The organism is Burkholderia gladioli, from assembly GCF_000959725.1.
Classification (GTDB): Bacteria; Pseudomonadota; Gammaproteobacteria; order Burkholderiales; family Burkholderiaceae; genus Burkholderia; species Burkholderia gladioli.
This window is the reverse complement of sequence record NZ_CP009322.1, coordinates 1,870,941-1,897,616: the sequence shown is the minus strand read 5'-3', so window position 1 is coordinate 1,897,616 and position 26,676 is coordinate 1,870,941. Positions and strand designations below refer to the sequence as shown.

The 26,676-nt window shown below is 69.7% G+C and carries 21 protein-coding genes; 8 read left to right on the top strand and 13 right to left on the bottom strand.

The window, feature by feature from the left end:
• Positions 1-257: 257 nt before the first annotated feature.
• Together BM43_RS08575 and BM43_RS08570 are read right to left on the bottom strand one after the other, a co-directional pair.
• Positions 258-2,021, bottom strand: a complete 1,764-nt coding sequence (locus BM43_RS08575) for a cytochrome c biogenesis protein DipZ (protein WP_036055874.1) — start codon at positions 2,019-2,021, stop codon at positions 258-260.
• A 296-nt stretch (positions 2,022-2,317) separates the two neighbouring features.
• Positions 2,318-2,818 (bottom strand): DUF3331 domain-containing protein, encoded by a 501-nt coding sequence (locus BM43_RS08570; RefSeq protein WP_052409157.1) that lies wholly within the window; start codon positions 2,816-2,818, stop codon positions 2,318-2,320.
• A 546-nt stretch (positions 2,819-3,364) separates the two neighbouring features.
• Here BM43_RS08570 and BM43_RS08565 point away from each other — a divergent pair.
• The 3 genes from BM43_RS08565 to BM43_RS08555 all read left to right on the top strand — a co-directional run bounded on the left by BM43_RS08565 (position 3,365) and on the right by BM43_RS08555 (position 6,074).
• A complete protein-coding gene (locus tag BM43_RS08565; protein ID WP_025097902.1) occupies positions 3,365-4,642 on the top strand; it encodes an epoxide hydrolase family protein in 1,278 nt (425 codons plus the stop codon).
• 192 nt (positions 4,643-4,834) lie between these two features.
• Positions 4,835-5,176 (top strand): DUF4148 domain-containing protein, encoded by a 342-nt coding sequence (locus tag BM43_RS08560; protein ID WP_036055875.1) that lies wholly within the window; start codon positions 4,835-4,837, stop codon positions 5,174-5,176.
• Between the two features lie 94 nt (positions 5,177-5,270).
• Entirely contained in the window at positions 5,271-6,074 is an 804-nt protein-coding gene (locus BM43_RS08555) for an alpha/beta fold hydrolase (RefSeq protein ID WP_036055876.1), read from the top strand.
• A 45-nt stretch (positions 6,075-6,119) separates the two neighbouring features.
• Here BM43_RS08555 and BM43_RS08550 read toward each other — a convergent pair whose 3' ends face one another.
• The 4 genes from BM43_RS08550 to BM43_RS08535 all read right to left on the bottom strand — a co-directional run bounded on the left by BM43_RS08550 (position 6,120) and on the right by BM43_RS08535 (position 9,846).
• Entirely contained in the window at positions 6,120-6,767 is a 648-nt protein-coding gene (locus tag BM43_RS08550) for a DNA-3-methyladenine glycosylase (protein WP_036055877.1), read from the bottom strand.
• 19 nt (positions 6,768-6,786) lie between these two features.
• Positions 6,787-8,049 carry a multidrug effflux MFS transporter gene (locus tag BM43_RS08545; RefSeq protein ID WP_036055878.1) on the bottom strand — a complete coding sequence of 421 codons (1,263 nt, stop codon included), beginning with the start codon at positions 8,047-8,049 and terminating at the stop codon, positions 6,787-6,789.
• Between the two features lie 184 nt (positions 8,050-8,233).
• Positions 8,234-9,001 carry a GH12 family glycosyl hydrolase domain-containing protein gene (locus BM43_RS08540; protein WP_036055879.1) on the bottom strand — a complete coding sequence of 256 codons (768 nt, stop codon included), beginning with the start codon at positions 8,999-9,001 and terminating at the stop codon, positions 8,234-8,236.
• Between the two features lie 149 nt (positions 9,002-9,150).
• On the bottom strand, positions 9,151-9,846 hold the full coding sequence (locus BM43_RS08535) for an O-methyltransferase (RefSeq protein WP_036055880.1): 696 nt from the start codon (positions 9,844-9,846) through the stop codon (positions 9,151-9,153).
• A 156-nt stretch (positions 9,847-10,002) separates the two neighbouring features.
• On the opposite strand from BM43_RS08535, the gene BM43_RS08530 reads away from it, so the two are divergent.
• Entirely contained in the window at positions 10,003-10,848 is an 846-nt protein-coding gene (locus tag BM43_RS08530) for an AraC family transcriptional regulator (RefSeq protein WP_025097909.1), read from the top strand.
• Positions 10,849-11,028: 180 nt separating this feature from the next.
• On the opposite strand, the gene BM43_RS08525 is transcribed toward BM43_RS08530, so the two are convergent.
• Complete coding sequence (locus BM43_RS08525; protein WP_036055881.1) at positions 11,029-12,933, bottom strand: S53 family peptidase; 1,905 nt, start codon at positions 12,931-12,933, stop codon at positions 11,029-11,031.
• A 706-nt stretch (positions 12,934-13,639) separates the two neighbouring features.
• Positions 13,640-15,043 (bottom strand): glycerophosphodiester phosphodiesterase family protein, encoded by a 1,404-nt coding sequence (locus BM43_RS08520; RefSeq protein ID WP_036057208.1) that lies wholly within the window; start codon positions 15,041-15,043, stop codon positions 13,640-13,642.
• Between the two features lie 455 nt (positions 15,044-15,498).
• Between BM43_RS08520 and BM43_RS08515 the strand changes: the two genes are divergently transcribed.
• Positions 15,499-16,416 carry a LysR family transcriptional regulator gene (locus tag BM43_RS08515; protein WP_217281869.1) on the top strand — a complete coding sequence of 306 codons (918 nt, stop codon included), beginning with the start codon at positions 15,499-15,501 and terminating at the stop codon, positions 16,414-16,416.
• Here BM43_RS08515 and BM43_RS08510 read toward each other — a convergent pair.
• Complete coding sequence (locus BM43_RS08510) at positions 16,392-17,186, bottom strand: glycine betaine ABC transporter substrate-binding protein (protein ID WP_036055882.1); 795 nt, start codon at positions 17,184-17,186, stop codon at positions 16,392-16,394. The two genes, BM43_RS08515 and BM43_RS08510, sit on opposite strands and share 25 nt — an antisense overlap.
• Between BM43_RS08510 and BM43_RS41510 the strand changes: the two genes are divergently transcribed.
• The 3 genes from BM43_RS41510 to BM43_RS08500 all read left to right on the top strand — a co-directional run bounded on the left by BM43_RS41510 (position 17,185) and on the right by BM43_RS08500 (position 19,850).
• Positions 17,185-17,409 carry a hypothetical protein gene (locus BM43_RS41510; RefSeq protein ID WP_162487440.1) on the top strand — a complete coding sequence of 75 codons (225 nt, stop codon included), beginning with the start codon at positions 17,185-17,187 and terminating at the stop codon, positions 17,407-17,409. The genes BM43_RS08510 and BM43_RS41510 overlap by 2 nt on opposite strands.
• A gap of 55 nt (positions 17,410-17,464) precedes the next feature.
• Positions 17,465-18,568, top strand: a complete 1,104-nt coding sequence (locus BM43_RS08505; RefSeq protein ID WP_042284959.1) for an L-dopachrome tautomerase-related protein — start codon at positions 17,465-17,467, stop codon at positions 18,566-18,568.
• A 274-nt stretch (positions 18,569-18,842) separates the two neighbouring features.
• Positions 18,843-19,850 carry a dienelactone hydrolase family protein gene (locus tag BM43_RS08500; RefSeq protein WP_036055883.1) on the top strand — a complete coding sequence of 336 codons (1,008 nt, stop codon included), beginning with the start codon at positions 18,843-18,845 and terminating at the stop codon, positions 19,848-19,850.
• A 67-nt stretch (positions 19,851-19,917) separates the two neighbouring features.
• Here the strand turns inward: BM43_RS08500 and BM43_RS08495 are convergent, their stop codons facing one another.
• The 4 genes from BM43_RS08495 to BM43_RS08480 are packed head-to-tail and all read right to left on the bottom strand — an operon-like array spanning position 19,918 to position 26,583.
• Positions 19,918-20,319, bottom strand: a complete 402-nt coding sequence (locus tag BM43_RS08495) for a copper-binding protein (RefSeq protein ID WP_370449005.1) — start codon at positions 20,317-20,319, stop codon at positions 19,918-19,920.
• A gap of 5 nt (positions 20,320-20,324) precedes the next feature.
• Positions 20,325-23,531 carry an efflux RND transporter permease subunit gene (locus BM43_RS08490; protein WP_036055884.1) on the bottom strand — a complete coding sequence of 1,069 codons (3,207 nt, stop codon included), beginning with the start codon at positions 23,529-23,531 and terminating at the stop codon, positions 20,325-20,327.
• Entirely contained in the window at positions 23,528-25,168 is a 1,641-nt protein-coding gene (locus BM43_RS08485) for an efflux RND transporter periplasmic adaptor subunit (protein ID WP_036055885.1), read from the bottom strand. The genes BM43_RS08490 and BM43_RS08485 overlap by 4 nt, the downstream gene beginning before the upstream one ends.
• 11 nt (positions 25,169-25,179) lie before the next feature.
• Complete coding sequence (locus BM43_RS08480) at positions 25,180-26,583, bottom strand: TolC family protein (RefSeq protein WP_036055887.1); 1,404 nt, start codon at positions 26,581-26,583, stop codon at positions 25,180-25,182.
• Positions 26,584-26,676 lie beyond the last annotated feature (93 nt).

The window sequence follows — 26,676 nt, the reverse complement described above, 5'->3', positions numbered from 1 at the left end:
AATCTCGGGGCAGCAGGGATTCCGACCCGGTATTTCCGGGGTGCGAAAGCGGGGAAAATCGGTGGAGCGGCTTGTCGGAAGGGCATGGGCGGGGTATGGCCGGCGCCGGCCTGCCAAGGGCCGGCGGGGCCCGCCACGGCCTGCTATGGCCCGCCATGGCCGCTATGGCGCCCCACATGAACGAAACCCCGAATCGCCTGATCGGCGATCCGGGGGTTTTTGCCTTCCGCCGCCGGTAGGCCCCGGCAGCGCCACGCTCAACCGAAGGTGAAACTGAAGGCCTTGGCGCCCGGATCGAGGAATTCGATCGTGAAGGTATGGTCGCGTACCGGCCCGCGCTGGCGCACCAGTTGATACAGGCGCGAGGCGTCGATGCTGCCGCTGCCGTCGGCGGCGACATCGGCGCCATGCGCGTCGCCGGGCGGCGCGCCGTCGATGCTCACGCGAAAGCGCAGCGGACGGCCGTCGGCGCCGGGCCCGAGCACCAGGTGCAGGTCGCGCGCGTGGAAGCGGTAGCTCAGGCGCGCGCCTGGCGCGGTCGCCACCGCCGATTCGGCGCCCACGTTCCACTGCCCGGCCAGGGCGAAGGTATTGAGCGCGAGCCGCGCCGGCGTGCTGTAGGCCGCGTCGTGGTCGGGCCGCACCGGCTCGGGCGAGGCGAAACCCTGCGCCTGGCGGTAGCCCACGTAGGTTTCCTCCGAGCCGATGTCGTCGGGGTCGGCCGGTGCCAGGGCGCCGGTCGCCACCGGCGCGCCGCCGTCGGCCGCCGGCATGCCGTGGCCGGCGTCGGCCAGCAACTGCCGGATCGCGCGCTCGGCGTCGTCGTAGCCGCCCTCGCCGAAGTGGTGGAAGCGGATCCGGCCGTTCGCGTCGGCGATATAGAAGGCCGGCCAGTACTGGTTGTCGAACGCCTGCCAGATCCGGTAGTCGTTGTCGGTCGCGACCGGGTAATGGATGCCGAGGTCCTTCAGCGCGCGGCGCACGTTGCCGGGATCGCGCTCGAAGCCGAACTCGGGCGTGTGCACGCCGATCACCACCAGGCCGTCCTTGCCGTAGCGCTCGGCCCAGGTCTTCAGGTAGGGCAGCGTACGCAGGCAGTTGATGCAGGAATAGGTCCAGAAGTTGACCACCACCACCTTGCCGCGCAAGGCATCGCGCGTGAGCGGCGGCGAATCGAGCCAGCCGCTCGCGCCGTCGAGCATCGGCAGTTCGCCCTCGTCGCGCAGGCGGATCGGCGCGGCGGCCGGCGCCGCCGGCGGCGTCTGGCGCGTGGCCTTGCCCTGGTCGTCGGCGCCGTGCTTGCCGAGCAGGCCCACCAGGCGCGTCTCGAGCCCGCTGGTGGGGGTGCTCGGCAGTTGCGCGAGCGCCTGCGTATCGAAGCCGAGCGCGATCGCGCCGGCCGCGAGCAGCACCGCCGCGCCCGTCGCGCGACGCAGGCGCTCGCCGAAGCCGGCGCGGCGCTTGAGCATCTGCATCGCCCGCTGGCCGAGCCCGGAGATCACGACCAGCGAGCCCGCGCCGCCGGCCGCGTAGGCGGCCAGCGCCGCGATGGTCCACCACGACAGCCCATGCAGCGCCGCGCCGGTGAGGATCAGGCCGAGCACGGGGCCGGCGCAGGGCGCCCACAGCAGCCCGGTGGCGACGCCGACCAGGGCGGCCGACAGCACGCCGCGGCGCGGGCCGGCCTGCTGCGAGCGGCCGATGATCCAGTTGGCGGCCTGCGTCAGCGGCTGGCCGACGCGGGCGGCCAGGGCCGGGAACAACAGCGCGACGCCGAACAGCGCGAAGCCGCCGAGCGCGAGCCAGCGCCCGTAGCGGCTGAGCTGCGCGATGCCGCCCAGGCCGGCCGCGCCGAGGCCCGTTACCAGCGCGAAGCTGGCCGCCAGGCCGATCAGCAGCGGCAGGCGGGTGCGAACGAAGGGGCCGTCGGTCCTGGCGAACACGAAGGGCACCACGGGCAGGATGCAGGGGCTCAGCACCGTGAGCACGCCGGCAAGGAAGGCGATGAGTATCAGCAACATGATCGGATCCGGGTCGAGGTCGGTGGTCGCGCGGCGGGCGCCGGGGCGGGCCGCGCGAGGCAGGGAGGACACGGGAAGGATTTCAGCTCACCGGTGTATCCGGGGCTTGTCCGCCGCGCGGGATTTGCGCAAGCGTCTGTAACGGGCGGCGTGCGATACACACTGGGATACAAAACGGGCGCTTGCCTCGGTGGAGGGAGCGCCCGCGAAATCCGGGCGCCGGCACGAACACGCGCCGGGCCCGGCAGGAGACTTGCCGGGTCATCCGCGGGCCTTGGGGCCCGTCTGCCTGCTTGTCAGCGGACCTGCCCGAGCAGGGCGCCGGCCTGGCGGCGGCAGGCCGCGTTCGCGATCGGCAACTCGATGCCGGCGTCGATCACCGAGGACAGGATCATCCACGGGTAGTCGGCCGGTTCGTTGGCATCGCGCTTGCGCGGCCGGAACACGCGGCTGCCGCGCGGGATCTCGCGGCCGGTCAAGGCGCAGACGGCGGGGCCGTGCGACAGCGCGGTATGCCAGATCTGTTCGGAATGCTTGCCGAAGCGCGGATCGCTCCAGGTCACCGTGATCGAGCCCGGCGAGGGCCGGTCGATCACGGCGACATGATCCGGGCACAGGCGCGCGTCGAACGGACATTCGCGCGCGGCGGCGGCCTCGTCGCGTGCCGGACGTGCGGCGCGGCGCCGTGCCGGGCGCGCCGGCAGACCGCCCACGGGCGGGAACAGCATGTCGAGCAGCGCGCGCGCCGCGATGTCGTCACAGGCGAGACCGGGCAGTTCATGGGCGGTCGGCATCATCGATATCTCTCCAGTCGTCAGGGGCGGGGGCGAGCCGGGCGGGCCGGATCGCGTTGGCGTCGTCAAGGTGGCGGCGCACTTGCCGGGCGGTTCCGGGCGAGCCGGAATCGATCGGCAGCAGCAGGTGAACCGATGGGAAAAAGCATAGCGGCGGCACCTATCCCGATTCCATGAGACCTGCATCTGCCGCTTCCCATGCATTGATATCGAGGCCTTAATACCTTCGTATGAGCGGCATTGCGCGGCCGTGCGAAGCCGCGCGCGCGAATGGCGCGCGACGGCGCCCGGCGTGCCGCATGCAGGTGACTGTCGCGCAAGGGAATTCCCTGGCGGCGTCGGCGTGTCGTGTACGCGGCCAAGGCGTAAAGGCGAAACGAAAAAGATCAGGAAAACTCAGCGTTTCGGTCGGGCGGATACAAAGCGGTACATGACGCACACATGCCCGATACATTGAATCTTTCCAATGGCTGTCACCGCCACGGCCAGCCGGCATCGCGACGAGCCGGCGACGCGGTCTGATCAACCACTGGAACAAGGATAAGAACCATGTCTCACTCCGAGTTTTCCCCGATGCGGCGCCACCTGCTCGCGGCATCGGCCGCGGCCGGCGCGCTGGGCATGCTGCCCGCCGCGGCGCGCGCGGCCGCGGGCAATACCGCGATTCGCCCCTTCAGCGCCCGCGTGCCCGATGCCGACCTGGTCGAACTGCGCCGCCGCATCGCCGCCACGCGCTGGCCGTCGCGCGAGACCGTGGCCGACGAATCGCAGGGCGTGCGCCTCGCGCGCATGCAGCAGCTGATCCAGTACTGGGGCACCGACTACGACTGGCGCAAGGGCGAGGCCAAGCTGAACGGCTTCCCGATGTTCGTGACCGAGATCGACGGGCTCGATATCCAGTTCATCCACGTGCGCTCGCGCCACGAGAACGCGATGCCGCTGATCATGACGCACGGCTGGCCCGGCTCGATCTTCGAGCTGCTGAAGGCGATCGGCCCCTTGTCGGACCCGACGGCATATGGCGCGAGCGCCGACGATGCCTTCCATGTGGTGGTGCCGTCGCTGCCCGGTTTCGGTTTCTCGGGCAAGCCGACCAGGACCGGCTGGGGCTCGGACCATATCGCGCGCGCCTGGGGCGAGCTGATGGCGCGCCTGGGCTACACGCGCTTCGTTTCGCAGGGCGGCGACTGCGGCTCGGTGGTCTCGCATCGCATGGCGATGCAGAAGGTCAAGGGGCTGGTCGGCATCCACGTGAACATGCCGGCCACCGTGCCGCCCGAGATCGCCAGGCTGCTGCAGCTCGACGCGCCGGCGCCGGCCGGGCTGTCGCCGAAGGAGAAGGCCGCCTACGACAAGCTCGGCACCTTCTATCGCGACAACTGCGGCTACTCGGCGATGATGGTCACGCGCCCGCAGACGGTCGGCTACGCGCTGGCCGATTCGCCCTCGGGCCAGGCCGCGTGGATGTACGACAAGATCTCGCAATGGACCTACAGCGGCGGCGTGCCCGAGCGCTCGCTGACGCGCGACGAGATCCTTGACGACATCTCGCTGTATTGGCTGACCGACTCGGCCACCTCGGCCGCGCAGATCTACTGGGAAGACCATTCGAACAACTTCAATGCCGTCGACATCTCCCTGCCGACCGCGATCACGGTGTTCCCGGGCGAGATCTACCAGGCGCCGCGCAGTTGGGCCGAGCGCGCCTATCACAAGCTGATCTATTTCAACGAGGTCGACAAGGGCGGCCACTTCGCGGCCTGGGAAGAACCGCTGCTGTTCGCGCAGGAAGTGCGGGCCGGTTTCCGGCCGCTGCGCAACGCCTGACCCGGCCCGATCGGGCGGTGGATTTGTAGCGTTTCGTATCCGGGGCCGCCGTGGAAAAACTGGCTTGCACGGCAGGCCCCGTGCGGAAACATTCCGGATACGTCCGGCGGTTCAAATGGCTTCATGCGGACGACACGCGGAATGCGCCGCTGCCGAACCCCGCAATCCATCGCCCGATATCAGGAGAAACGCATGAACACCACCCGATTGCTCGTCCTTGCCGCGCTTGCCTGCACGCCCGTGCTGTCGTTCGCCGGCAGCACGCCGGGCCTGACGCGCGCCGAGGTGCGCGCCGACCTGGTCCGCGTCGAGCAGGCCGGCTACCACCCGGCGGGCTACGACGCGCAATACCCGCTGGACCTGCAGGCCGCGCTGGTGCGTGTGCGCAGCGACCAGAACAGCCCGTCGCTGTCGCAGTTCGATGCCGACGACGAGCGCGCGCCGAAGCCGGCCGCGCATCGTCGCGCGACGGTTCGATCGCAGGCGGCGCGCGACGAGGTGCCGGGCTTCGGTGCGGTGTACGCGCATTCCTGATGCAAGGGCGGTTGGCCTGGCGCCTGCCGCTTCGGCGGCGCAGGCATTCGCCGTTCACGACTTATTTCGACAATCCATGGAAGGGGGAGTAACGATGAAGGTTTCGATCAAGGGGATGCTGATCTCGGCCGCGCTGGCCGGCGGTGTGTTCGCGGGCGCGACCGGCGTGGCGAGCGCCGCGCCGGTGGCCGACCTCAAGGGCACCAATGTCGTGCTGGTGCACGGCGCGTTCGCCGACGGCTCGAGCTGGAGCAAGGTGATTCCGCTGCTGGAGGCCCGCGGCCTGCACGTGGTGGCGGTGCAGAATCCGCTCAGCTCGCTGGCCGACGACGTGGCGGCCACCCGGCGCGTGATCGAGCAGCAGGACGGGCCGGTGGTGCTGGTCGGCCATTCCTGGGCCGGCGTGGTGATCAGCCAGGCGGGCAACGAGGAGAAGGTCAAGTCGCTGGTCTACGTGGCGGCCTTCGCGCCCGACAACGGCCAGTCGATCGCCGACCTGACCAAGGATGCGCCGCCGCCGGCCTGGGTGGGCGAGCTGCGCAAGGATTCGGCGGGTTTCATGACGCTCTCGGACAAGGCGATCCACGAGGATTTCGCATCCGACCTGCCGCGTGCCGAGCAGGATGTCGTGGCGGCCACGCAGGGGCCCTGGTTCGGTGGTTGCATCGAGGACAAGGTCACGCAGGCGGCCTGGCACGACAAGCCGTCGAGCTTCGTGGTGGCGACCCGGGACATGATGATCGATCCGAAGCTGCAGCAGCGGATGGCCGAGCGGATCGGCGCGACGGTTACGCGCGTGGGCGCCAGCCATGTGGAGATGCTGAGCCAGCCGCGGGCGGTGGCCGATGCCATCGTGGCGGCGGCCGAGCGGGTGCGCGGCGAGGGGGCGGGGAAGTAAGGGCGCGGGCGAGGGGCGGGCGTGGGCGGCGTGGCGTGTGCTTCGCTACGCCGAAGCCATCCCCGAGCCCCCATTCGCCACCGCCGTTCCCGACACGAATCGGCTCCCCGGCACGCTCCACCGCCACGGAAAATCCTTCGCGACGCTGATCCCGATCCGCGTGCTGCAAGCCGGGTTTTCCGGCGGCGCGGTGCCGTCGTCCACCACCGCGAACCCCTCGTCGGCGCGTATCAGATCGACTCCATCCTGGGCGCCGGTGATCGCCAGCGCCTGCGTGAGCCGTGCCGGCCCGCGACACAGATCCCGATCGCGAATCCGCTCGCCACGCGCCGCGCGCATCGCATCCAGCCCATGCAGCGGTTCCAGCGCGCGGATCAGCACGCCGCTGCCGTCGCCCTCGGGGCCGCACACGCAGTTGGCGCACCAGTGCATGCCGTAGGTGAAGTAGACATACATGTGCCCCGGTGGCCCGAACATGGTGGCGTTGCGCCGGGTCTTGCCGCGATAGGTATGCGCGGCCGGATCGATCGCGCCGAGATAGGCCTCCACCTCGACGATGCGGCCGGCCCGGCCATCGGCCGCGGCCAGCACCTTGTTGAGCAGTTGCGGTGCGACTTCCAGCGGGCTGCGCAGGAAAAAATCGCGAGCGAGCCGCTTGCCTGGCCAGCGTTGTGCGTTGGTTCGCGAACTCATGCCGCAGCGGGCGGCCGGCTCAGGCCGTCTCGCCGCGGCAGGCCACCGGCTGCGGCGGCGTGGCCCGGGCCAGGTGGCGCAGCAGCTTGCCGACCATCACCACCACCACCACGGCGAGGATCACGAAGAACACCGCCAGCGGCGTGAGCTCGCGCACCGACACGAAGCCGGCCAGCCCCATCATCGCCGAGGACACCAGCAGCAGCGCGCAGCCGAGGATCGCGCTGGTCAGCCCGGCGATATGCGGGAACAGCGAGTTGCCCTTGGCCATCAGCGTCGGGTACATCGCGCCGGCGCAGAAGCCCATCACCAACACCGGCAGCGCCAGGGTCCAGACGCGCAGGCCGATGGTCAGCGCGAACACCAGCATCGCCACCGAGGCCGCGGCCATCACATAGGCGCCGATGCGCAGGCGCTGCTCCGAAGTCGGCAGCGCCGCGCTGTGGATCCGGTTCGACAGGCCGCCGAAGAAGTACATCGCGCCGATCGCCAGCGCCAGGTAGCCGAAGTAGGTGGGCGGCTTGTGCAGCGTGCTCTGCACCATGAACGGCCCGATGATGTTGAACACCAGCAGGATGCTGTAGCACACGCCCTGCGCCAGGAAGCAGCTCTGGAACACCGGGCTCGACAGCACCTTGCCGGCATTCGTCACCAGCGTGCGCGGCTCCAGCTTCACCGGTTTGGGCAGGGTCTCGCGATAGCGCCACAGCAGCGCCCACATGATCAGCGAATAGACCAGCAGGAACACCAGGCAGGCCTTCCAGCCGAACCATTCCTGCAGGTGCGCGCCGATCACGGGCGCGATGATCGGCGCCAGCCCCCAGGCGATCGACATGTAGGTGAAGGCATGCATCAGCGCCTGGCCGGAGAACGAATCGGTGATGATCGCCTTGGCCAGCAGGTTGGTGGTGGCGATGCCGAAGCCCTGCAGGCAGCGCGCCAGGATGAAGGTTTCCAGGTTCGGCGCGCCCAGCGAGAGCAGGCAGCCGATGGTGTAGATCACCAGGCCGAAGGCGAGCACGCGCTTGCGTCCATAGGCGTCGGCCACCGGGCCGAAGATCAGCTGGCCCAGCGCGTAGGCCGCCATGTAGCCCGATACGCTCGACTGGATCGCCTGCGGCGAGGTCGAGAAGAAATGCGCCATGGCCGGCAGGGCGGGCACGTAGATGTCGATCGCGAGCTGCCCGGCGGAGGCGAACAGGCAGATCAGGAACAGCAGGAAACGGGGTGAGTTCGTCGCGCGCGGGGCGGTGACGCTACGGCTGGCAGTATCGTGGTTCATGACGGCATCGAGAGGGCGGAGCGGCGGCGCGGGCCGGGACCGTTCGGCTGGCGAACGGCGGCGCGGAGGCGTCGCCGACGCATATTGTGCCTGTCGTTTGAAAACTCGATGCGAATCCCTGTTTTGGGGCAGGGATTGCGAAATAAAAATGAAAGATTCGTCGGCTTGGTGAAAAGCGCGATACCTAGCGTGCCGAGGCGCTGAAGCTGCTGACGTTCACCGAGCCGTTGGCGCCGTTGCTCTGGATCACCTCGACGCCGAACTGGGTGTTCAGCGTGTACCAGCTCGGGTTCAGCCAGCCCTTGGTGTAGGCAAGGTAATAGATGAAGGGCTGGAGCTTGCCGCTGAAGCTGGTGGTCTGCGCGGTGCGCACGAAGCTCCACACCGGCCAGCCGTTGCTGCCCTGGTAGACGTCCCAACTGCCGTCCATGCCGCCCAGCGTCACGCCGGAAGCCACCAGGTTGCCGGCCGGCCGATTGCCCGAGTAGGCAAGCCAGACCATCATCTCGCCCGAGGGCGAGCCGGGGTTGGTCGAGGGCGAGAAGAACAGGTCGTAGGCCGCGTCGTACTGGTTGTTGCCGCTCATGCTGTAGCTGACCTGGGTGGGCAGCGGCGCCTGGCTCGACACCTGGACCGGAAAGCCGCCCGGGTCGGGCGACCAGGCGCCCATCTGCCAGCCGCGATAGATGCTCGGGTAGGACTTGATCCCGCCGCTGCCGGTGGCCCACCACCAGGTCGACGACCAGCTGTTGCCGGCGGCGCTGCCGGTGCAGACCTGCTGCCAGCCGCCGGGGTTGTTGGCCAGGCCCCATTCGTCGTTCTGGATCGTGTAGCTGCCTTGCGCGAGCGCGCCGTATTGCGTCGAGATGCAGCTCTGCGCCGAGGCGGTGTTGCCGAGCAGGATCGAGAGCGGCAGCAGCCACAGGGCGCGGCGCAGCGGATTCAGCGGCATGGCGGGTCTCCAGGTTGACGGTTGCGGCGGGTTCGGTTTGCTCGCCGGCAAGCACGAGCCTTTAGATTAGGCGCCGAACCGGGATCCGGTGCCCCGGAAAACCGGTTCATTCGATTATCGATGCAATATCGGCCCGGCCTGGAACGTCATCACCAGGTCGCGACGCTCAGTTCGTTGCCGCGGCCCTCGCTGATCGGGATCGGCTGGGACAGATAGCTGTTGGCCGGGTCGCGGACGTAGTCGAGGTAGGCGTTGCCCCGCTCGACGGCATTCTCCGCCAGGATCGGCGTGCCCGGCGCCAGGTGCGGCTCCAGCAGCGTCAGGATCGGCAGGTACAGGCTGAAGGCGCCGTCGAGCAGCACCAGGTCGATCTCGCCGTCGAGTTCGGCAAGCGTCTGCCGCGCGTCGCCCACGCGGATCTCGACCAGGTCGTCGAGCCCCGCGGCCTCGAGGTTGGCGCGCGCCCGGGCGGCCTTGCCCGCTTCCAGCTCGGTGCCGATCAGCCGCCCGCCGCCGTTGTCGCGCAGCGCGGCCGCCAGATGCAGCGTCGAGATGCCCATCGAGGTGCCGAACTCCACGATCCGCCTCGCCTTGCGCGCGCGGGCGCATTGGTAGAGGAAGCGGCCGTATTGCGGCGTGACGTTCAGGAAGTTGTCGGCCAGGCCGCGATAGTAGCCCTGCAGGTCGCGCGCTTCCTCGGCGAACACCTCGCGCAGGGCGTCATCGAGCGATCCGCCGGCATGCTCGGCCTCGAATTGCGCCAGCAGCGCCTGGTCGGCCTGTTCGGCCTGCTGGAACAGCCGCTGCAGCGTGTCGGCCACGCGGGTCGTGTTCAATGAATTCATGATGAGGAGTAGTCCAAATGATGTCGAAGAGAGGATGTCGCTTGCGATCGCCTGCCTAGCGTAAGGGCGTGGACGCGCCCCGGCATTGGGCGAAGATGCCAAACTGTATGGAATTCTTGCCAATCACCGGAACGCCCTCGCGGCGGGAACATCGACATGCCTTTCCTGAGCGGACTTGCCTCGCTTGACGACTGGGTGGACCCGGATCGCGTGCCGCGGCCGGTGGTCACGATCGGCGCCGCCGATATCGTGCTGGAGGATCACGGCGGCCCCGCCGGCGATCTGCGCCATCGCGCGGCGATGGAATTTCACCAGCACCACAAGGGCGAGCTGCTGCTGGCGCTGCGCGGCGTGTTCACCTGCGAGGTGGACGGCGGCTTCTGGATCGTGCCGCCGCAAAGCGCGATCTGGATCCCGGGCGGGATCCGGCACAAGTTCGTTTCCGCCGGCATGCTCGAGTGCTACGTGGTGTTCGTCGATCCCGAGGCGGCAGGGGCCTTGCCCGCCGATTGTTGCGTGCTGGCGACCACGCCGCTGCTGCGCGAGCTGGTGATCCGCTCCGCCAGCCTGCCCGTCGAGTATCCCGACGGCGGTCTCGCCGCGCATCTGATGACCCTGCTGCTCGATGAACTGGCGCTGGCGCCGGCCGGCAAGCTGCACCTGCCGATGCCGGGCGACACGCGCCTGCGCGGGATCGCGGAGGCGATCATGGCCAGGCCCGCCGATCGCGGCACGATCCGCGTGTGGGCGCGGCGCGCGGGCCTGAGCGAGCGCACCCTGGCACGTCGCGTCACGGAGCAGACCGGCATGAGCTTCGGCCGCTGGCGCCAGCAGCTCCACCTGATGCTGGCCGTGCAGTGGCTGGCGAACGGCATGTCGATCCAGCAGGTCGCGGACGAACTCGGCTACGAGAGCGCCAGCACCTTCGTCACGATGTTTCGCAGGACGCTCGGCGCGCCGCCGGCCCGCTACATGGCGGAGTGGGGCGCGGGCCGTCGTTGAACGGGCGCTTGCGTGCCACCTTCATGGACAACCGGCTTCGGCCGGTTTTTTCGTGGAGCGCCGCGCACCATGAAAAACGCGCCGCTCCCGGGAGGAAGCGGCGCGATGGAGGCATCGCACGCGCGCATCAGCGTCGGTCATCGAATCCCGACCGGCCGGTTCACGCGTGCCGGCTCGCGATCAGCGCGCGAAATCCGAATGGCTCTTGATGAAGCTGTAGAGCTTAGAGATGTCGATGCTGCCGAAGCCCGTCGAGCCGTCCCAGCCGGTGGCGGCGGCGAAACCCTTGTAGCTGCCGCTGCCGTTGTTGCCCGAGGTCACGTCGTGCAGCAGGGACGCATTGCTCGGGAAGTACTGGTAGAGGCTCGCGGCCGGGAAGCCGAGCGCATTGCCGTTGGCCGATTGCAGGCGCGCCCAGATGCCCACGAAGATCGGCGAGGCCAGGCTGGTGCCGCCGACCTGGTTCGGGTTGCCGCTGCCGTCGGTGGTGCTGCCGTTGTAGTACAGGATCGCGCCGGTGCTCGATGCCGCGTCGAAGGCGATGTCGGGTAGCGCGCGGCCGCTCGAGGTGCCGGTGACGCTCGACGATTGCCACGACGGCGCCGCCTCGACCGTGCTGTAGCCGCCGCCGGTGGCCCACAGGCGCTTGGTCGAATCGTAGTCGCCTTCGTTGTCGTAGTAGCCGATCGCCTGCAGTCCTTCGTTCCACACCGTCTCGTTGGCCCAGGTGCTGCCCGAGGTGTAGAGCGTGGTGCCGCCCACGGCGATCACGTACGGCGAGCTGGCCGGCGCCGACACCGAGTAGTGCGTGGTGTTCGGCACGCCGCCCACGCCCGAGACGCGGCTGGTGCTGCACTCGTAGGCGCCTTCGTCGCCGCTCGACACCGAGAAGGTCTGGCCCTGCGCGACCGCCTGCTTGAAGATGTTGTTGTCGGCCGCGCGGATGCTGGAGCCGTCCGCGTCGGATTCGCACCAGCCCAGCGAGACGTTGATCACCTTCGCCACGTTGTCGCTGACCGCGCGGTTGAAGGCGTTCGAGATGTCGTCGAGCAGGGCCTGGTCGGTCTGTGCATCGTCCGGTGCGTTGTAGAACACCACCTTCTGCACCGCGCCGCCCGCCGCGCCGACGATCGACTGGCTGTCGAGCTGCCATTCGAGGTCGCCGCTGTTGTAGGTGCGGCCAGAGCCACCCGTGTTGATCACCTGCGAGGACACCGCTGCGAGATGGTTGGCGCTCGCGAAGGTGTTCAGGTCCTTCACCGTCTGGGTCTGGCTGCCGTAGGTGATGATGCCGACCGTGGTGTTGGCGGCGCTCGGCGTCGAGCCCGCGTCGTAGATCGACGAGAACTGCACCGGGTTGTGGCCCGTGGCGGTGCCGGCAGCGACGGCGCGCGTCAGCGAGGCTGCCGCCTCGCCCTGCTGCTCGGACGGCTGGAAGCGATGGTGGTAGGTGTGCGCGACCACCACGTCCTGCAGGCCCAGGACGGTGTCGACCACGCCGCCGAGCGAGCTCGGCACCTGCGCGTCCTGCGCGTTGGCGAACACGCGGCGGCCCTTGGCGGTGGTGAACTGCTTGAGTTGCGTGTTGAAGGCCTGCTTGACCGTGCCGGCCGTGCCGTCGGCCGTCACGAACAGGCGGTTCGGCGCGATCTGCACATTGGTGAAGCCCGAGGCGCGCAGGTGCGCCGCCACCGCGTCGGCCTGCGCCTGGGTCGGGCCATATTGCTCTGCAAACTGCGCCGGCGTGAGGAAGCCGCCGCCGCTGCCGTGCTGGAGCTTGGCGATGAACTGGTCGAGCCGGGCCTCGTTGCGAAGCTTGAGGCCCACCGTCACGTGAACGGCGGCGCCGCTCGCGAGATCGAGGCTCGAGGCCGCCTGGGTGAGGCCGGCGGAGGACGTGAGCGAGGCTGCGGCCGCGGTGCTCGCGGCAGGTTGCACGAGAGGCAGGAAGGCCTTGGTACGGGTGGTGGTCCACCCTTGTTGCGTGGCCGCATGGCCGGCCTGCATGCCGAATGCGGCGAGCGCGGCCGATGCGATCAGGAGCTTGGTGAAATGCTGGCGAACATTACCGGAAACACGATTCATTGGATGATTCCCCCTCGGATGATTGGACGACTTCGTCACTGCCGCTGCGCTCTGCGGTAGGCATCGCGCAGGTTCGTCCGCGCGCGGCGGGGCCGGCGGATCGCGCCGGTCGAGACACGCACGGTATTCTGCAAAGAGACCCATTGATGCGGATTGCTAAGCAATTCGTGTGAAGCCGTGACGCGGAAGCAGGCTGGCACCACGGGACGAGCCCGCCAGCCGATACGACGCCGGTTTGCCATCGGCCAGGATGGCGCCGGTTTTTTTCGAATCTCAATCAGGGAACGACTACAGAAAATCGCCGGTCGATTTCGACGTGGATAGTAGCATCGTCAAATCAGCGTCACAAACTTTTTTCAGGAATATCTAAAAAAGTTAGATAAGATAATTTGAATGGTTTTCGTAATGAATTGACGGCTCGATGTAAATATCCGGAAGCGATGCCGCGCCGTGCCTGTTGGAACAGGCAGGGTGGGGCAGGCGGGCCGATTCGCCGGACAGCGGGATAAATACTCGTATCAGAATGAATTCGCTAATTGACGATTGGATCCGTAATTGCCGGAATGCAATTCCAATTCAAACGACTGTTTATTGAAAGCGGCAGTGAATCTGCCAAGGCGGGAAGCCGGCGGGACCGGCGGCGCTGAAATCCCGCGCCGCCGGCGAGGCGGATTCGTGTCGGTGCATCGCGGCCCGGGCGGCGCGCTTAGCGACCGGTTTCCTTCAGGTACTGCGCGCGCGCGGCCACGGCCGTGTTCGTGAAGTCGGAGAACACGCCGTCGATGCCGGCGCGGTAGGCGTCGAGGTATTCGCCCACCGGATCACCCTTGTACTTGCCGGGCAGGTAGCGCGCCTCGTTGCGGAACGTGTACGAGTGGACGAACAGGCCGGCCTTGTGCGCATCGGCGATCAGGCTGGTCGGCTCGACCGAGTTCACGTCGGCCAGCGAGCCCGCGTAGGGCGTGCCGTCGGCGTTCTTGTCCTTCCACGGCGTGGCTTTCCAGGCGAACACCTGCGGCTTCCACGGACCGATGCCGTCGGCGTAGGTCTTGATGTCGGCCAGGCCGGCCGGCGTCAGCAGGTCGCCGAACCAGCGCGAATCGCCGTTGATGGTCCAGCTGTAGGGGCGGCCGTCGACGAAGGCGTAGTCATCGTTGGTCTGGTAGATCATCTCGCCGGTCTGGTAGTTGACGCCGTTGCCGTCGATCAGCTGCACCATGCGCGATTGCACGCCGCGCGCGCGCATGTATTTCAGGCTGGCCGGGTCGAAGCTCTGCACGAACACCGGCGCGGTGCGCGTGTTCAGGTTGTTGTCGTTGAGGAACTTGACGATCGCGTCCTCGAACGGATGGGTGCCTGTGCCGCAGCCGTTGGCGATCGCCTGCTGGTTGTTCCAGTAGGGGTTCTTCGATTCCGGGTAGATCGTGAACGGCTTGCCGGTGACGGCCGACTTCGCGCGCGCGATGTCGTACACCTCCTGCATGGTCAGGATCGGGAACTGGCCGTTCAGCGCGGTGGGACGCACGTCCTTGGCGTCGTAGGTGGTGCCGCGGATCCACTGCTTGAGCTCGGCCACCGTGAAGTCGGTGATCGACCAGTCGTTGGTGTGGTCCTCGCCGTCGACGATCAGCGACTTCAGCACCGACTTCGGGTCCGCCGGGTTGGTCAGGTCGGACAGGTAGGTCGAGGGGCCGGTGGTGGCCGTGGTGGTCCACTTCACCGGCACGCGCACGCCGGGCACGGTGCGCTTGCGCGAGGCGACGTCGGCATTGGTCTTGGCGACGTCGGCGACGTTGGTGTTGTCGCTGAGCCAGGGGTTGTGGCGCACCACCAGCACGCAGTCGCGGCTCAGGTGCAGGTCTTCCTCGAGCGAATCGGCGCCGGCATCGGCGGCCGCTTCGTAGGACACCTGCGTTTCCTCGGGATATAGGCCCGGCAGGCCGCGATGGCCGATCACCAGCGGCGCATTGCCGTCGAGCGTCTTCAGCGCGGTAGGCGTCCGGGCCGGCGGCGGCGTGGCGGGATCGTCGTCACCGCCGCAGGCGGTCAGGGCCACGCTGCCGACCAGGGCGAGCAGCAGACAGGAAATACCGGTCCTTGAGAATGTCATGGCGATGTTCTTTTTCATCGAGTAGGTGGGTTGTCGAAACGGGACACGCGGCTTGCACAACAACGGCTCGATACGCACGCGGCCGCGAACGCCGCGCTCGCCGAATGTCAAAGAATCCTGACAGTCGAGCTATTCGAGTATGAGTTTTGAAAAAATGAAATGCTAATTTTGTAATGTGACAGAACATGCGTCGGGCGATGCTGTTTCGAGCGAAACGCAATCCAGCCATGATGGTATGGGAGAAGGGCGATGGCAGGGCGTGGCAGGTGGCGTCGGTTGGAGCTTTCAGTTTTTTCCTATCGACACGAGCCGGAGCATTCCACCCATTTTCGATATTTCATCGTGCTTTCGTTTTTCTGTCTTCGGATTTCCGCCTTCCGCTTCGTATCGACCGGCTCGCGATGCCTGAATGCGACAATCGCCTCCCGAACCCAGGCCCACTTCATCGACCCGGCATGATCGAAAGACTCGAAGACATCGGCGTATTCGTGCGCACGGCCGACAACGGCAGCCTGTCGGCCGCCGCGCGCGCGCTCGACATCACGCCCGCGGTGGCCAGTGCCGCGCTCAAGCGGCTCGAGGCCGCGCTCGGCACGCGCCTGCTGACGCGCTCGACGCGCAACCTGCGGCTCACGCCCGACGGCGAGCGCTACCTCGAATACGCGCGCGGCATGTTGGCCGCGGCCGAGGCGGGACGCACCGCGATCGCGGCGGGCCGGCACACGATCGGCGGCGAGGTGTCCTTGTCGGTCCCCTCGGACCTGGGCCGCAACCTGCTGTTCGGCTGGCTCGACGCCTTTCTCGCCGAGCATCCCGCGGTACGCCTGAACGTGCGGCTCTCGGATCGCATCGCCGACCTGTACCGGCAGCCCGTCGACCTGGCCGTGCGTTACGGGCCGCCGCATGATTCCGCGCTGGTCGCGCTGCCGCTCGCGCCCGACAACCGGCGCGTGCTGTGCGCCGCGCCCCGTTATTTCGCCGAGCACGGCATGCCACGCACGCCGGCGGAATTGGCTTCGCACAACTGCCTGCGTCTCGCGCTCGGCGATACGATCCACCAGCAATGGACCTTCTTCGACGCGGCCGGCGAGGCGCACCCGGTGAAGGTGAGCGGCGACCGCGTGGCCGACGACGGCGAGCTGGTGCATCGCTGGGCGCTGGCCGGCCATGGCCTGACCTACAAGTCGCGGCTCGACGTGCTGGCCAGCCTGCGCGCCGGCACTCTGGTGCAGGCACTGGCCGACCACCAGGGCGAGCCGGCGCCGCTGCATCTGGTGACCACCCATCGCACGCTGATCTCGCCCACCGTCACCGCCTTGCGCGATGCGCTGCAGGCGCGGGTGCGCGACTACCTCGACGCGCCGTCGGCCTGAGCGTCGGCCAGCCAGGCGCGGCCGGCCTCGAGCGCATCGCGGCCCTGGTGCACGGCCAGGTCGAGTTGAGTGACGGCGGCATTGCCGAGCGAGAGCGCGCGCAGCTCGGCGATCGCGGCCGGCGGCAGGTCGTCGAGGCGGCTGCGGCGGATCAGCAGGGTGGCCTGGTCGGTGCCGCGCAGCAGGCCGTTCGGCTCGGCCAGCTCGCGGATCTCATGGCGCGCGAACAGGAACTGCGGTCGCCAGAGCGGTACCACGGCCCAGGCACGCGCGGCCACGGCGCGTTCGAAGGCCGCCACGCAATCCGCCAGCGTGCCGTTCTCGAAGCGGTAGCCGAGCGCGGCCAGGCCGTAATGGTCGATGATCTCGCGCGAGAAGCGGCTGATGCCGGCGCCCGGGCCGATGCCCTGGATCAGCGGCGTCATGCGGCGGCGCACGGCCGGCTTCGCGAGGTCGGCCACCGAAGCGAGCTCGTCGACAGGCACGTAGGCGGGCACGCCCCACAACGCATAAGGCGTGTAGAGCACCGCCAGCTTCTCGAAGCTGGCCGCGAGCGGGTCGAAATACCGGCCGTGGCTACCCGGCAGCCAGGCGCTGCAGAGCAGGTCGGCCGAATCGTCGGCGAGCATCGCGAAGGCGGCCTCGTGCGCCGCGCGCCGCTCGGTGACGGCCACGCCGTGCCGTTCGAGCACGGCGCGCACCACGCCGGCCGCGGCATGATGGAAGCTCAGGTCGATGGTGGCCAGCGTGATGGTCGGCGAGGCGGGCATGAAGGGCTCCGTTGATGGATGGGGATGGCCTCATCATGCGAACGGCAGGCGCCGCGATCCAGCCGCGCGGCCCGGAAACATTTTCGGCGGTGCGTTGAAGACGCGCTGGCGACATCGGCCGGAAGCGGCGATTCGGAACATTCCCGATGCAGCGATTTTCGTCGCGGCGACGAAGCTGTTTCCGTCGATGCGCGGTGTTTCGCGCTCGCCCGGCTATCGATAATCGGCGGCCGAAACGCGGCAATCGGGCCGCGTGCGAATTCCGGCGGGAGCCTCTCGTGACACCTCGAATCCTTCTTTCCTCCCTGCTCGCGCTGCTCGTGGCCTGCAGCTTCGGCGCCCCGGCCGCCGGCGCGGCCGACACCACCGCGCTCGAACTGGTCGCGCAATCGACCACCATGCCCTGGAACGCCGTGGCGCTCGACGCGCGCGGGCGCATCTTCGTCAGTTCCCCGAAATGGACCGGCGGCACCGGGCCGGCGCTGGCGACCATCGAAGCCGATGGCCGGCTCGCCCCCTATCCCGACGCGACCTGGAACGGCTGGACGCCCGGCGCCGACGCGGCGCGAGCCTTCGTCAGCATCAACGCGATCCATCGCGAGGCCGACGGCAGCTTGTGGATCGTCGACACCGGCTCGCCCGAGTTCGGCGGCACGCCGGTGCCGAACGGCGCGAAGCTGGTGCAGGTCGATCCGCGCGAGGACCGCGTGCTGCGCGTCTACCCGTTTCCGGCCAGCGCGATTCGCGCGCATACCTATGTCGACGACGTGCGCATCCACGGCCGGCACGCCTACCTGACCGACGCGGGCGAGGGCGCGATCCTGGTGCTCGATCTCGACAGCGGCGCGGTGCGGCGCCGTTTCGACGGCATGGCCTTCGCGCAGGCGGCGCCCGATGCGCGCATCGTGGTGGCAGGGCGCGTGCTGCGCGGGCCCGACGGCCGGCCGTTGCGCGTGAACGCCGATCCGCTCGAGCTGAGCCCGGACGGCAAGACTTTCTACTTCGGGCCGTTGTCGGGGCCGATGTCGCGGATCGAGACGCGCTACCTCGACGACGACCACCTCAGCGACGCCGAACTCGCGCGCCACGTGCGGCGCTGGTTCGCGCTGCCGCCGGTGGGCGGCACCGCGATGGACGCGGCCGGCAACCTCTACTACACGCCGCTGGCCGACAACACGCTGATGCGCCGCGCGCCCGACGGCCGGATCACCCGGCTCGCGCGCGATGCGCGGCTGCGCTGGGTCGACGCGCCCTTCCTGGACGGCCAGGGCCACCTCTACCTGCCGGTGCCGCAGATCGACGGCGCGCCGGTGTTCAACCACGGCCATTCGACGATGCGGCTGCCGATCGCCTTGTATCGGGTTCGCTTGCCGGCGGATTGAGTCGGGAGGCTGCCGGCGCGCGGTTCGCGCATGCGGCGGCGGGGTTCGCCGAGCATGGCGGATCGCAGCGGGCCGGCGCGAAGGCGCCGGTTCGACGAGGCGCCGCGAGGGGCGCCAGCGACGATCCGCAGCCAGGCACGGCAGGGCGAAGCGCAACGCGCCCGGCCGTCGCCGGCGATGGAATAATCGCCGGCTGGCGCGCGTTGTGATGCGGTGGCGGCCGTCATGCGCCGCGCTCCGATCCTCGCCCATTCCCGACCCGCAAGGCAGCCCCTTGAAGACACGATTCCTTTCCCCGCGCCGGCTCGTCGGCCCGACCGGCGTGATCCGCCCGCGCCGCGCGCCGGTGCTCGCCGCGCTGGCGCTGGCACTTGGCATCGCCGCCGCCGGTTGCGTCCCGGCCGCCGGCGCGAATTCCGTCGACAGCGTCGCGCAGGCGGTGCCGCAACTGGATGCGCGGCTCGGCGAACAGGTGCTGATGCTGCCGCGCTATCCAGGCAACCCGGGCAATCCAGGCAATGGCGCCATCGAATTGCAGACCACCGTCTTCAAGCCGCCCGGCCCCGGGCCGTTCCCCTTGGTGGTGCTCAACCACGGCAAGAACCCCGGCGACGCGCGTCGGCAGCCGCGCTCGCGCCATCTGCGCGTGGCCGCCCAGTTCGTGCGGCGCGGCTACGTGGTGGCGATTCCGATGCGCGAGGGTTTCGCGGGCTCGGGCGGCGTCTATCACGGCGATCGCTGCGACAGCGCCCGCCATGGCATCGACGAAGCCGCCGACGTGGCGGCCGCGATCGATTCGCTGGTCAAGCTGCCTTACGTGGATCGTTCGCGCATCGTGATCGCGGGGCAATCCGACGGCGGGCTGACCACCATCGCGCTCGGCACGCGGCGCATTCCCGGCGTGCTGGGGCTGGTGAATTTCTCGGGCGGGGTGCGCAAGAGCGCGTGCGCCGGCTGGCAGGACGCGCTGGTCGACACCTACGCGCGCTACGGCGGCGCGGCGCATTACCCCTCGCTGTGGTTCTACGGCGACAACGACCAGTTGTGGCCGCAACCTTTGCCGCAGCGCATGTTCGGCGCCTATCGCGAGCAGGCGCGCGGGCCGGCGGCCGAGGCGCGTTATGTCGATATCGGCGTGTTCGGCGGCAATTCGCACGACTTCTTCGATACGCCAGCGGGCGTGCGGCTCTGGCTGCCGCAGGTGGGGGCCTTCTTCCGCTCGCTCGGGCTGCCGTTCGAGCCGGTGGTCGACCTGCGCCAGGTCGGCGGGCAGGCCGGATAAACGCGCCTGCCGAGGCGCGCACGCGCGACGCGTTCGACGCGTCGCGCGCGGCCTCGATGGAGCGCGATCAGGAGGGCTTGGCGAGCTTGACGATGGTCAGCGTGCCTTTCACGTTCTCGACGCGCACGCGCACCTTGTCGCCGGCATGCGCCTGCTGGACCATCGCGGCGTCCCGGGCCTTGTAGGCCATGGTCATGGCCGGCATGCCGAGGTTGGCCAGCGTGCCGTGCTTGAGCGTGATCATGCCGGTGGCGGGATCGACCTTGCGCACCTCGGCATCGGTCAGGCCCGCATCCTTGGCCGTGTCGGCGGGCGCGGCCATCTTCATGCCGGCCATGTCGTCGTCGGCCAGCGCCGGCGTGGCGGCGGTACCGAGCGCGGCGGCCAGGGCGCCGAGCACGGCCAGAGAGCGGGCCGGAAAGCGGGCGGGAAAGCGCAAGGAGGCGCGGGAGGCAAAAGCGGAAAACATCGGGTTCATCGGTTATCTCCGGTGGAAATGACGGGCACGGTCGTGCCCGAGGTGGGGGAAAGGTCATGGCGCGCCCGGGCCGCGAGCCGCACGCGGCGGCGTTGCAGCAGGAACCAGGCGGCCGGAATCACGAACATCGACAGCAGCGGCGCGGTGATCATGCCGCCCACCATCGGCGCGGCGATGCGCTGCATCACCTCGGAGCCGGTGCCCTGGCCGAGCAGGATCGGCACCAGCCCGGCCAGCACCACCGCCACCGTCATGGCCTTGGGCCGCACGCGCTGCACCGCGCCCTCGCGGATCGCCTCGGCCAGCAGCGCCTCGCTGAGCGGCTCGCCGGCATCCAGCCGGCGTTGCAGCGCGCCCTTCAGGTAGAGCAGCATCACCACGCCGAACTCGGCGGCCACCCCGGCCAGCGCGATGAAGCCCACCGCGGTGGCCACCGACACCGCATGGCCGAGCAGCCAGATCAGCCAGAAGCCGCCGACCAGCGCGAACGGCACGGTGCTCATCAGCAGCGCTGCGTCGGCGGCCGAGCCGAAGGTCAGCAACAGCAGCACGAAGATCACCGCCAGGGTGACCGGCACCACGGTGCGCAGCTTCGCCGCGGCGCGCTCCAGGTACTCGAACTGCCCGGACCAGGCGATCGAGTAACCGGGCGGCAGCGTCACCTGCCGCGCCACCGCGCGCTGCATCGCGAGCACCGCCGAGCGCAGGTCGGTATCGCGGATGTCGATGTAGACGTAGCCGGCCAGGCGCGCGTTCTCGCTGCGGATCATCGGCGGGCCGTCGGCGATCGACAGGCGCGCCACGTCGCCGAGCCGCAGTTGCGCGCCGCGTTCGGTCAGCACCGGCAACTGCCGCAGCGCGTCGAGCGAGTCGCGCACCTCGCGCGGGTAGCGCACCGAGATCGGGTAGCGTTCGCGGCCCGCGATCACCTCGCCGAGGTTCTCGCCGCCGATCGCGGTGGTGACGAAGGACTGCAGCTCGGCCACCGACAGCCCGTAGCGCGCGGCCGCCAGGCGGTCGATGTCGACGTCGATGTAGCGTCCGCCGTTGAGGCGCTCGGCCAGCGCGGAGCTCACGCCCGGCACGCCCTTCACGGCCTGCTCGACCTGGGCCGCGACGCGATCGATGCCGGCCAGCTCGGGCCCGGTGATCTTCACGCCCACCGGCGTCTTGATGCCGGTGGACAGCATGTCGAGCCGGTTGCGGATCGGCGGCACCCAGACGTTCGAGAGCCCCGGCACGCGCACGATCCGATCGAGTTCGTCCACCAGCTTCTGCGGCGTCATGCCGGGCCGCCACTGGCTGCGCGGCTTGAAGCGGATGGTGGTCTCGAACATCTCGAGCGGCGCCGGATCGGTGGCCGAATCGGCGCGCCCCGACTTGCCGAACACGGTCTCGACCTCGGGCACGGTGCGGATCAGCCGATCGGTCTGCTGCAGCAGCTCGGCGGCCTTGTCGACCGAGATGCCGGGCAGCGCGGTGGGCATGTAGAGCAGGTCGCCCTCGTCGAGCGGCGGCATGAATTCGCCACCGAGGCGGCTGAGCGGGATCGCCGTCAGCAGCAGCGCCAGCGCGGCCAGGCCGATCGCGACCCAGGGCCGCCGCAGCGTGGCAGCGATCAGCGGCGCGTAGAGCCGGGTCAGCCAGCGGTTGATCGGGTTGGCGTGCTCCGGCGGAATGCGCCCGCGGATCAGGTAGCCCATCAGCACCGGCACCAGGGTCACCGACAGCCCGGCCGCGGCGGCGATGGTGTAGGTCTTGGTATAGGCGAGCGGCGCGAACAGCCTGCCTTCCTGGCCTTCCAGCGTGAACACCGGCACGAACGAGAGCGTGATGATCAGCAGCGAGAAGAACAGCGCCGGGCCCACCTCGGCGGCCGCGTGCGCGATCAGCTCCCAGCGCCGCGCGGCCGTCAAGGGCTCGCCCGGATGCGCCTGCTGGTGCGCCTCCAGATGCTTGTGGGCGTTCTCGATCATCACGATCGCCGCGTCGATCATCGCGCCGATCGCGATCGCGATGCCGCCCAGCGACATCAGGTTCGCGTTGATGCCCTGGTGGCGCATCACGATGAAGGCGGCCAGCACGCCCAGCGGCAGCGACAGGATCGCCACCAGCGCGCTGCGCAGGTGGAACAGGAACAGCGCGCAGACCAGGGCGACGATCACGAACTCCTCGACCAGCTTGCCCTCGAGATTGTCGACGGCGCGCTCGATCAGGCCGGAGCGGTCGTAGGTGGTGACGATCTCGACGCCGGCCGGCAGCGAGCGCTTCAGTTCCGCCAGCTTCGCCTTGACGCCCTCGATGGTGCTCAGCGCGTTCTTGCCGGAGCGCATCACCACCACGCCGCCGGCCACCTCGCCCTGGCCGTCGAGCTCGACCACGCCGCGCCGCGCGTCGGGGCCGATCTGGATGCGCGCCACGTCGCCGAGCAGCAGCGGCGTGCCGGCCGCGTTGGTGCGCAGCACCACCTGGCGGAAATCGTCGAGCGTGCGCAGGTAGCCGGAGGCGTGCACCACGTATTCCGACTCGGCCATCTCCACCACCGAGCCGCCCGCCTCGCGGTTGGCCCGCGCCAGCGCGTCGGTCACCATCGCCTGCGTGACGCCGTAGGCGCGCATCCGGTCCGGGTCCAGCACCACCTGGTACTGGCGCACCATGCCGCCCAGGCTGGCCACCTCCGACACATCGGGCACGGTCTTCAGCTCGAAGCGCAGGAACCAGTCGTTCAGCGCGCGCAGTTGCCCGAGATCGTGCCGGCCGCTGCGGTCGACCAGCGCGTATTCGTAGACCCAGCCCACCCCGGTCGCGTCGGGGCCAAGCGTGACCGTCGCGCCGGGCGGCAGGCGGCCCTGTACCTGGTTGAGCGACTCGAGCACGCGCGAGCGCGCCCAGTAGGGATCGGTCTTGTCGTCGAACAGCACGTAGACGAAGGCGTCGCCGAACGAAGAATAGGCGCGGATCGTCTTCGCCCCCGGCACGCCGAGCAGGGTGGTGGTGAGCGGGTAGGTGACCTGGTCCTCGATCAGTTGCGGCGCCTGGCCGGGATAGGAGACCTTGATGATGACCTGCGTGTCGGACAGGTCCGGCAACGCGTCGAGCGGCGTCTCGCGCAGCGACTGCAGGCCCCAGGCCGCCAGCAGCAACGTGGCCAGCAACACCAGCAGGCGATGGCGGATCGACCAGCGGATCAGGTGCGCGATCATTGCGGGCCTCCGCTCGGTTCGACGGCGCTCAGGCGGTAGCCCTCGCCGGCATGGCGGAACGCGAAGCGCACGGTCTGGCCGACCTTCGCGTCGGCGAAGGCGCCGGGCGAAGGCTTCTCGAAGCTCATGGTCATCGCCGGCCAGCCGAGCGCGGGGACCGGCTGGTGCGAGAGCGTGATGGCCTGCGCGTCGATGTGCTCGATGCGGCCGGTGGTCTCGTAGAGGCCGGCCGCGTCGGCGGCGGATGCGGGGGAGGCAGGCATCGACGACATCGATGAAGTTGCCGCCCGGGACGAGGCGTCCGTCGCGCCGGGGCCGTTGCGTGCTTCACCCCCTGCCTCGCTACTCGCGGCATCGTGCTCGAGACGCGGCAGCACCGATTTCAGGCTGGCTTCCGAGTCGATCAGGAACTGTCCCGAGGCCACCACCGTCTCGCCTTCGCCGAGGCCGTCGAGCACCTCGGTGAAGTCGCCCAGGTCGCGGCCGACGCTGACGGTGGCCGGGCGCAGCTTGCCGTCGGCATCGCGCACGATCACCACGCTGCGCTTGCCGGTGACGATCACCGCCTCGGACGGCACCACTAGCCGCGAGCGCGTCGCGCCGCCGTCGACGCGCACCCGCATCAGCATGCCGGGGGTGAGCGCCAGCGAGCGGTTGTCGAGCTCGACGCGCGCCTGCAGGGTGCGGCTGCCGGTGTCGATGCCGGGCAGGATCTCGCGCAGGCGGCCCTGGATGTGGCGCGAGGGATCGGCGGCGGGCGTCGCGTCGACGGCCATGCCGGGCCGCACGCGCAGCGCCAGCGCCTCGGGGATCTCGACCAGCAGCCACAGCGTCGAGAGCCCGTTGATCTTGGCGATGGTCTGGCCCGGCGCGACCATCGCGCCTTCGCGCAGGTCCAGCTCGCTCACCACGCCGCTGTCGGGCGCGGCCAGCGTGAGGTGGGTCTGCGCGCGACCGCTGCGCTCGGCCGCGGCCACCAGCGCGTCGGGGATCGACAGCGCCCGCATCCGCGCGCGCGCCGCGTCGAGCAGCGCGGCATCGGCGGGGCTGCCCGAGCCGCCGGCACCGCCCGAGCCGCGGCGCAGCGCCAGGTATTCCTCCTGCGGCGCGAGCCAGTCCGGCACGAACAGCGAGGCCACCGGCGCGCCCTTGGCGATGCGCTGCTGCGGCGCGTTCGCATAGAGACGGTCGATGTAGCCGGTCACGCGTGACTGCACGACCTCGGCGCGCGATTCGTCGAACTGGGTGGTGCCGATCGCGTCGATGCCGTCGCTGGTCTCGCGGCGCCGGACCTTCGCGTAGCGGATCCCGAGATCCTGCTGCAGGCCGGCGTCGATGCGGATGCCCGGCTGCGCGCCGGGCGCGCCGTCGTCGCCGTCGGCATAGACGGGCTGCAGCTGCATGTCCATGAAGGGCGACTTGCCGGGTTTGTCGAAGTGCTGGTTCGGCACCATCGGGTCGTGCCAGTAGAGCACCTTGCGGGGGGCGGGCGCGCCGCCGGCCGAAGGTACCGCGGCAGCGGCCATCGAATCGCCGCCGCCGCGATGGCGGCTGCCGGCCAGGTAGCCGGCGCCGAGCAGGGCCGCGCCGGCGATCAGCGCGAGCGCCGCGCGCAGGGAAAGGGAACGGATCGTCATGACGGGCTCCCTCATTGCGCGGCGGCCAGGGTGGACGGCACCACCTGGTATTCGAGCCGGGCCCAGGTGCGCGATACCTCGCGTTGCAGCTCGAGCACCTGCAACTCGGCATCGAGCTGCGCGCGCCGGGCCGCGAAGCTGTCGGCCAGCGAGCCGGTGCCGGCGCGATAGGCGGCGTCGGCCAGTTGCACGCGCTGCGCGGCGGCCGGCAGCAGGGCCGCGCGCAGATTGGCAATGCGCTCACGGCCGCTGCTCAGCACGGCCGAATCGTTGCGGATGTCGGCCTCGACCTGTCGTTCGGTGTCCTCGTAGCCGAGCCGCGCCTTGCTGGCCAGCTCGGCCTTCTCGGCCACGTCGCGATCCTGGCGGTCGCGGCGGTTGATCGGCAGCGGGATCGACACGCCGATCGACACCATGTTCGAGTAGGCGCCGCCGCGCTGCTGGTAGGCGATCTCCCAGGTCCAGTCGGGCTTGCGCTCGCTGGTGGCGACGGCCGTATCGGCCTCGGCCACGGCGATGTCGTCGGAGGCGGCGATCAGCGTCGGCTGCGCCAGCCGCAGTGCCTCGGGCGGCAGCGAGGACACGTAGGACTCGGGCGCGGGCGGCGCGCCGGCCACGTCGCCGACCGGGCGCGCGGTCCAGCGCGACAGCGCGATCAGCGCGCTTTGCAGCGCCTGGCGGGCGGCCAGCACCTGGTCGCGTGCCTGCGCCTGCAGGGCCTGGGCGGCCACCACGTCGGCGGCACCGCCGGATTTCGCGCCGCCGCGATAGGCGGCGCGCGTCGCCGCCAGTTCTTCGTCCATGCGCGTGGCGAGCTGCTCGCGCAAGGCCAGCGCCGCTTTGGCGTAGGCGGCGTCGAGCCAGGCCGTGGCGGTCTGTTGGCGGACCGTCGCCAGCTCCATCAGGTAGCCGGCGCGTTCGCGACCGGTGCGCTGGTCGGCCAGCGCCGTGCGCAGCCGGCGCTTGTCGCGCGAAACCCATTGCTGCTCGATGCCGATGCGCCGCATCGTCATGAAGTCCTGGCCGATCGTGTAGCGCTGGCCGCCCGTCACGGGCAGGTTGTCGACGCCGGCCTTCAGCGTCGGGTCGGGAAGCTGGCCGGCCTTGACGGCGGCCTCGCCGCTGGCGCGCACCGAGGCCTGGGCGGCCTGCATGGCGGCCGAGCGCTCGGCCGCCGATTGCAGCGCGGCCTCGAGCGTGAAGGGCGGCGGCGCGAGGGCGGCGGCGCTGGCGGCCGGGTGGATGGCCGGGCTGGTTGCCGGGTTGGTTGCCGGATTGGCGGCCGCATCGGCGGCCGGTCCGGCGGAAGCGGGCGTCTGCGCCTGGGCGGCAGCCGCGAACAGCGCGACGGCCGCCAGGGCGGGCGCGCGCGAGAAGGCGCGCCGCATCGACGGCGCGCCGGTATGGAAGGACATGATCTAACCCCAACAGCGGAATCGCGAACGGATTCCGTGTCCCGTGGACGGGACGACACTCACCGCGCAGGCGGTGAACCGGTCATTGCGGGA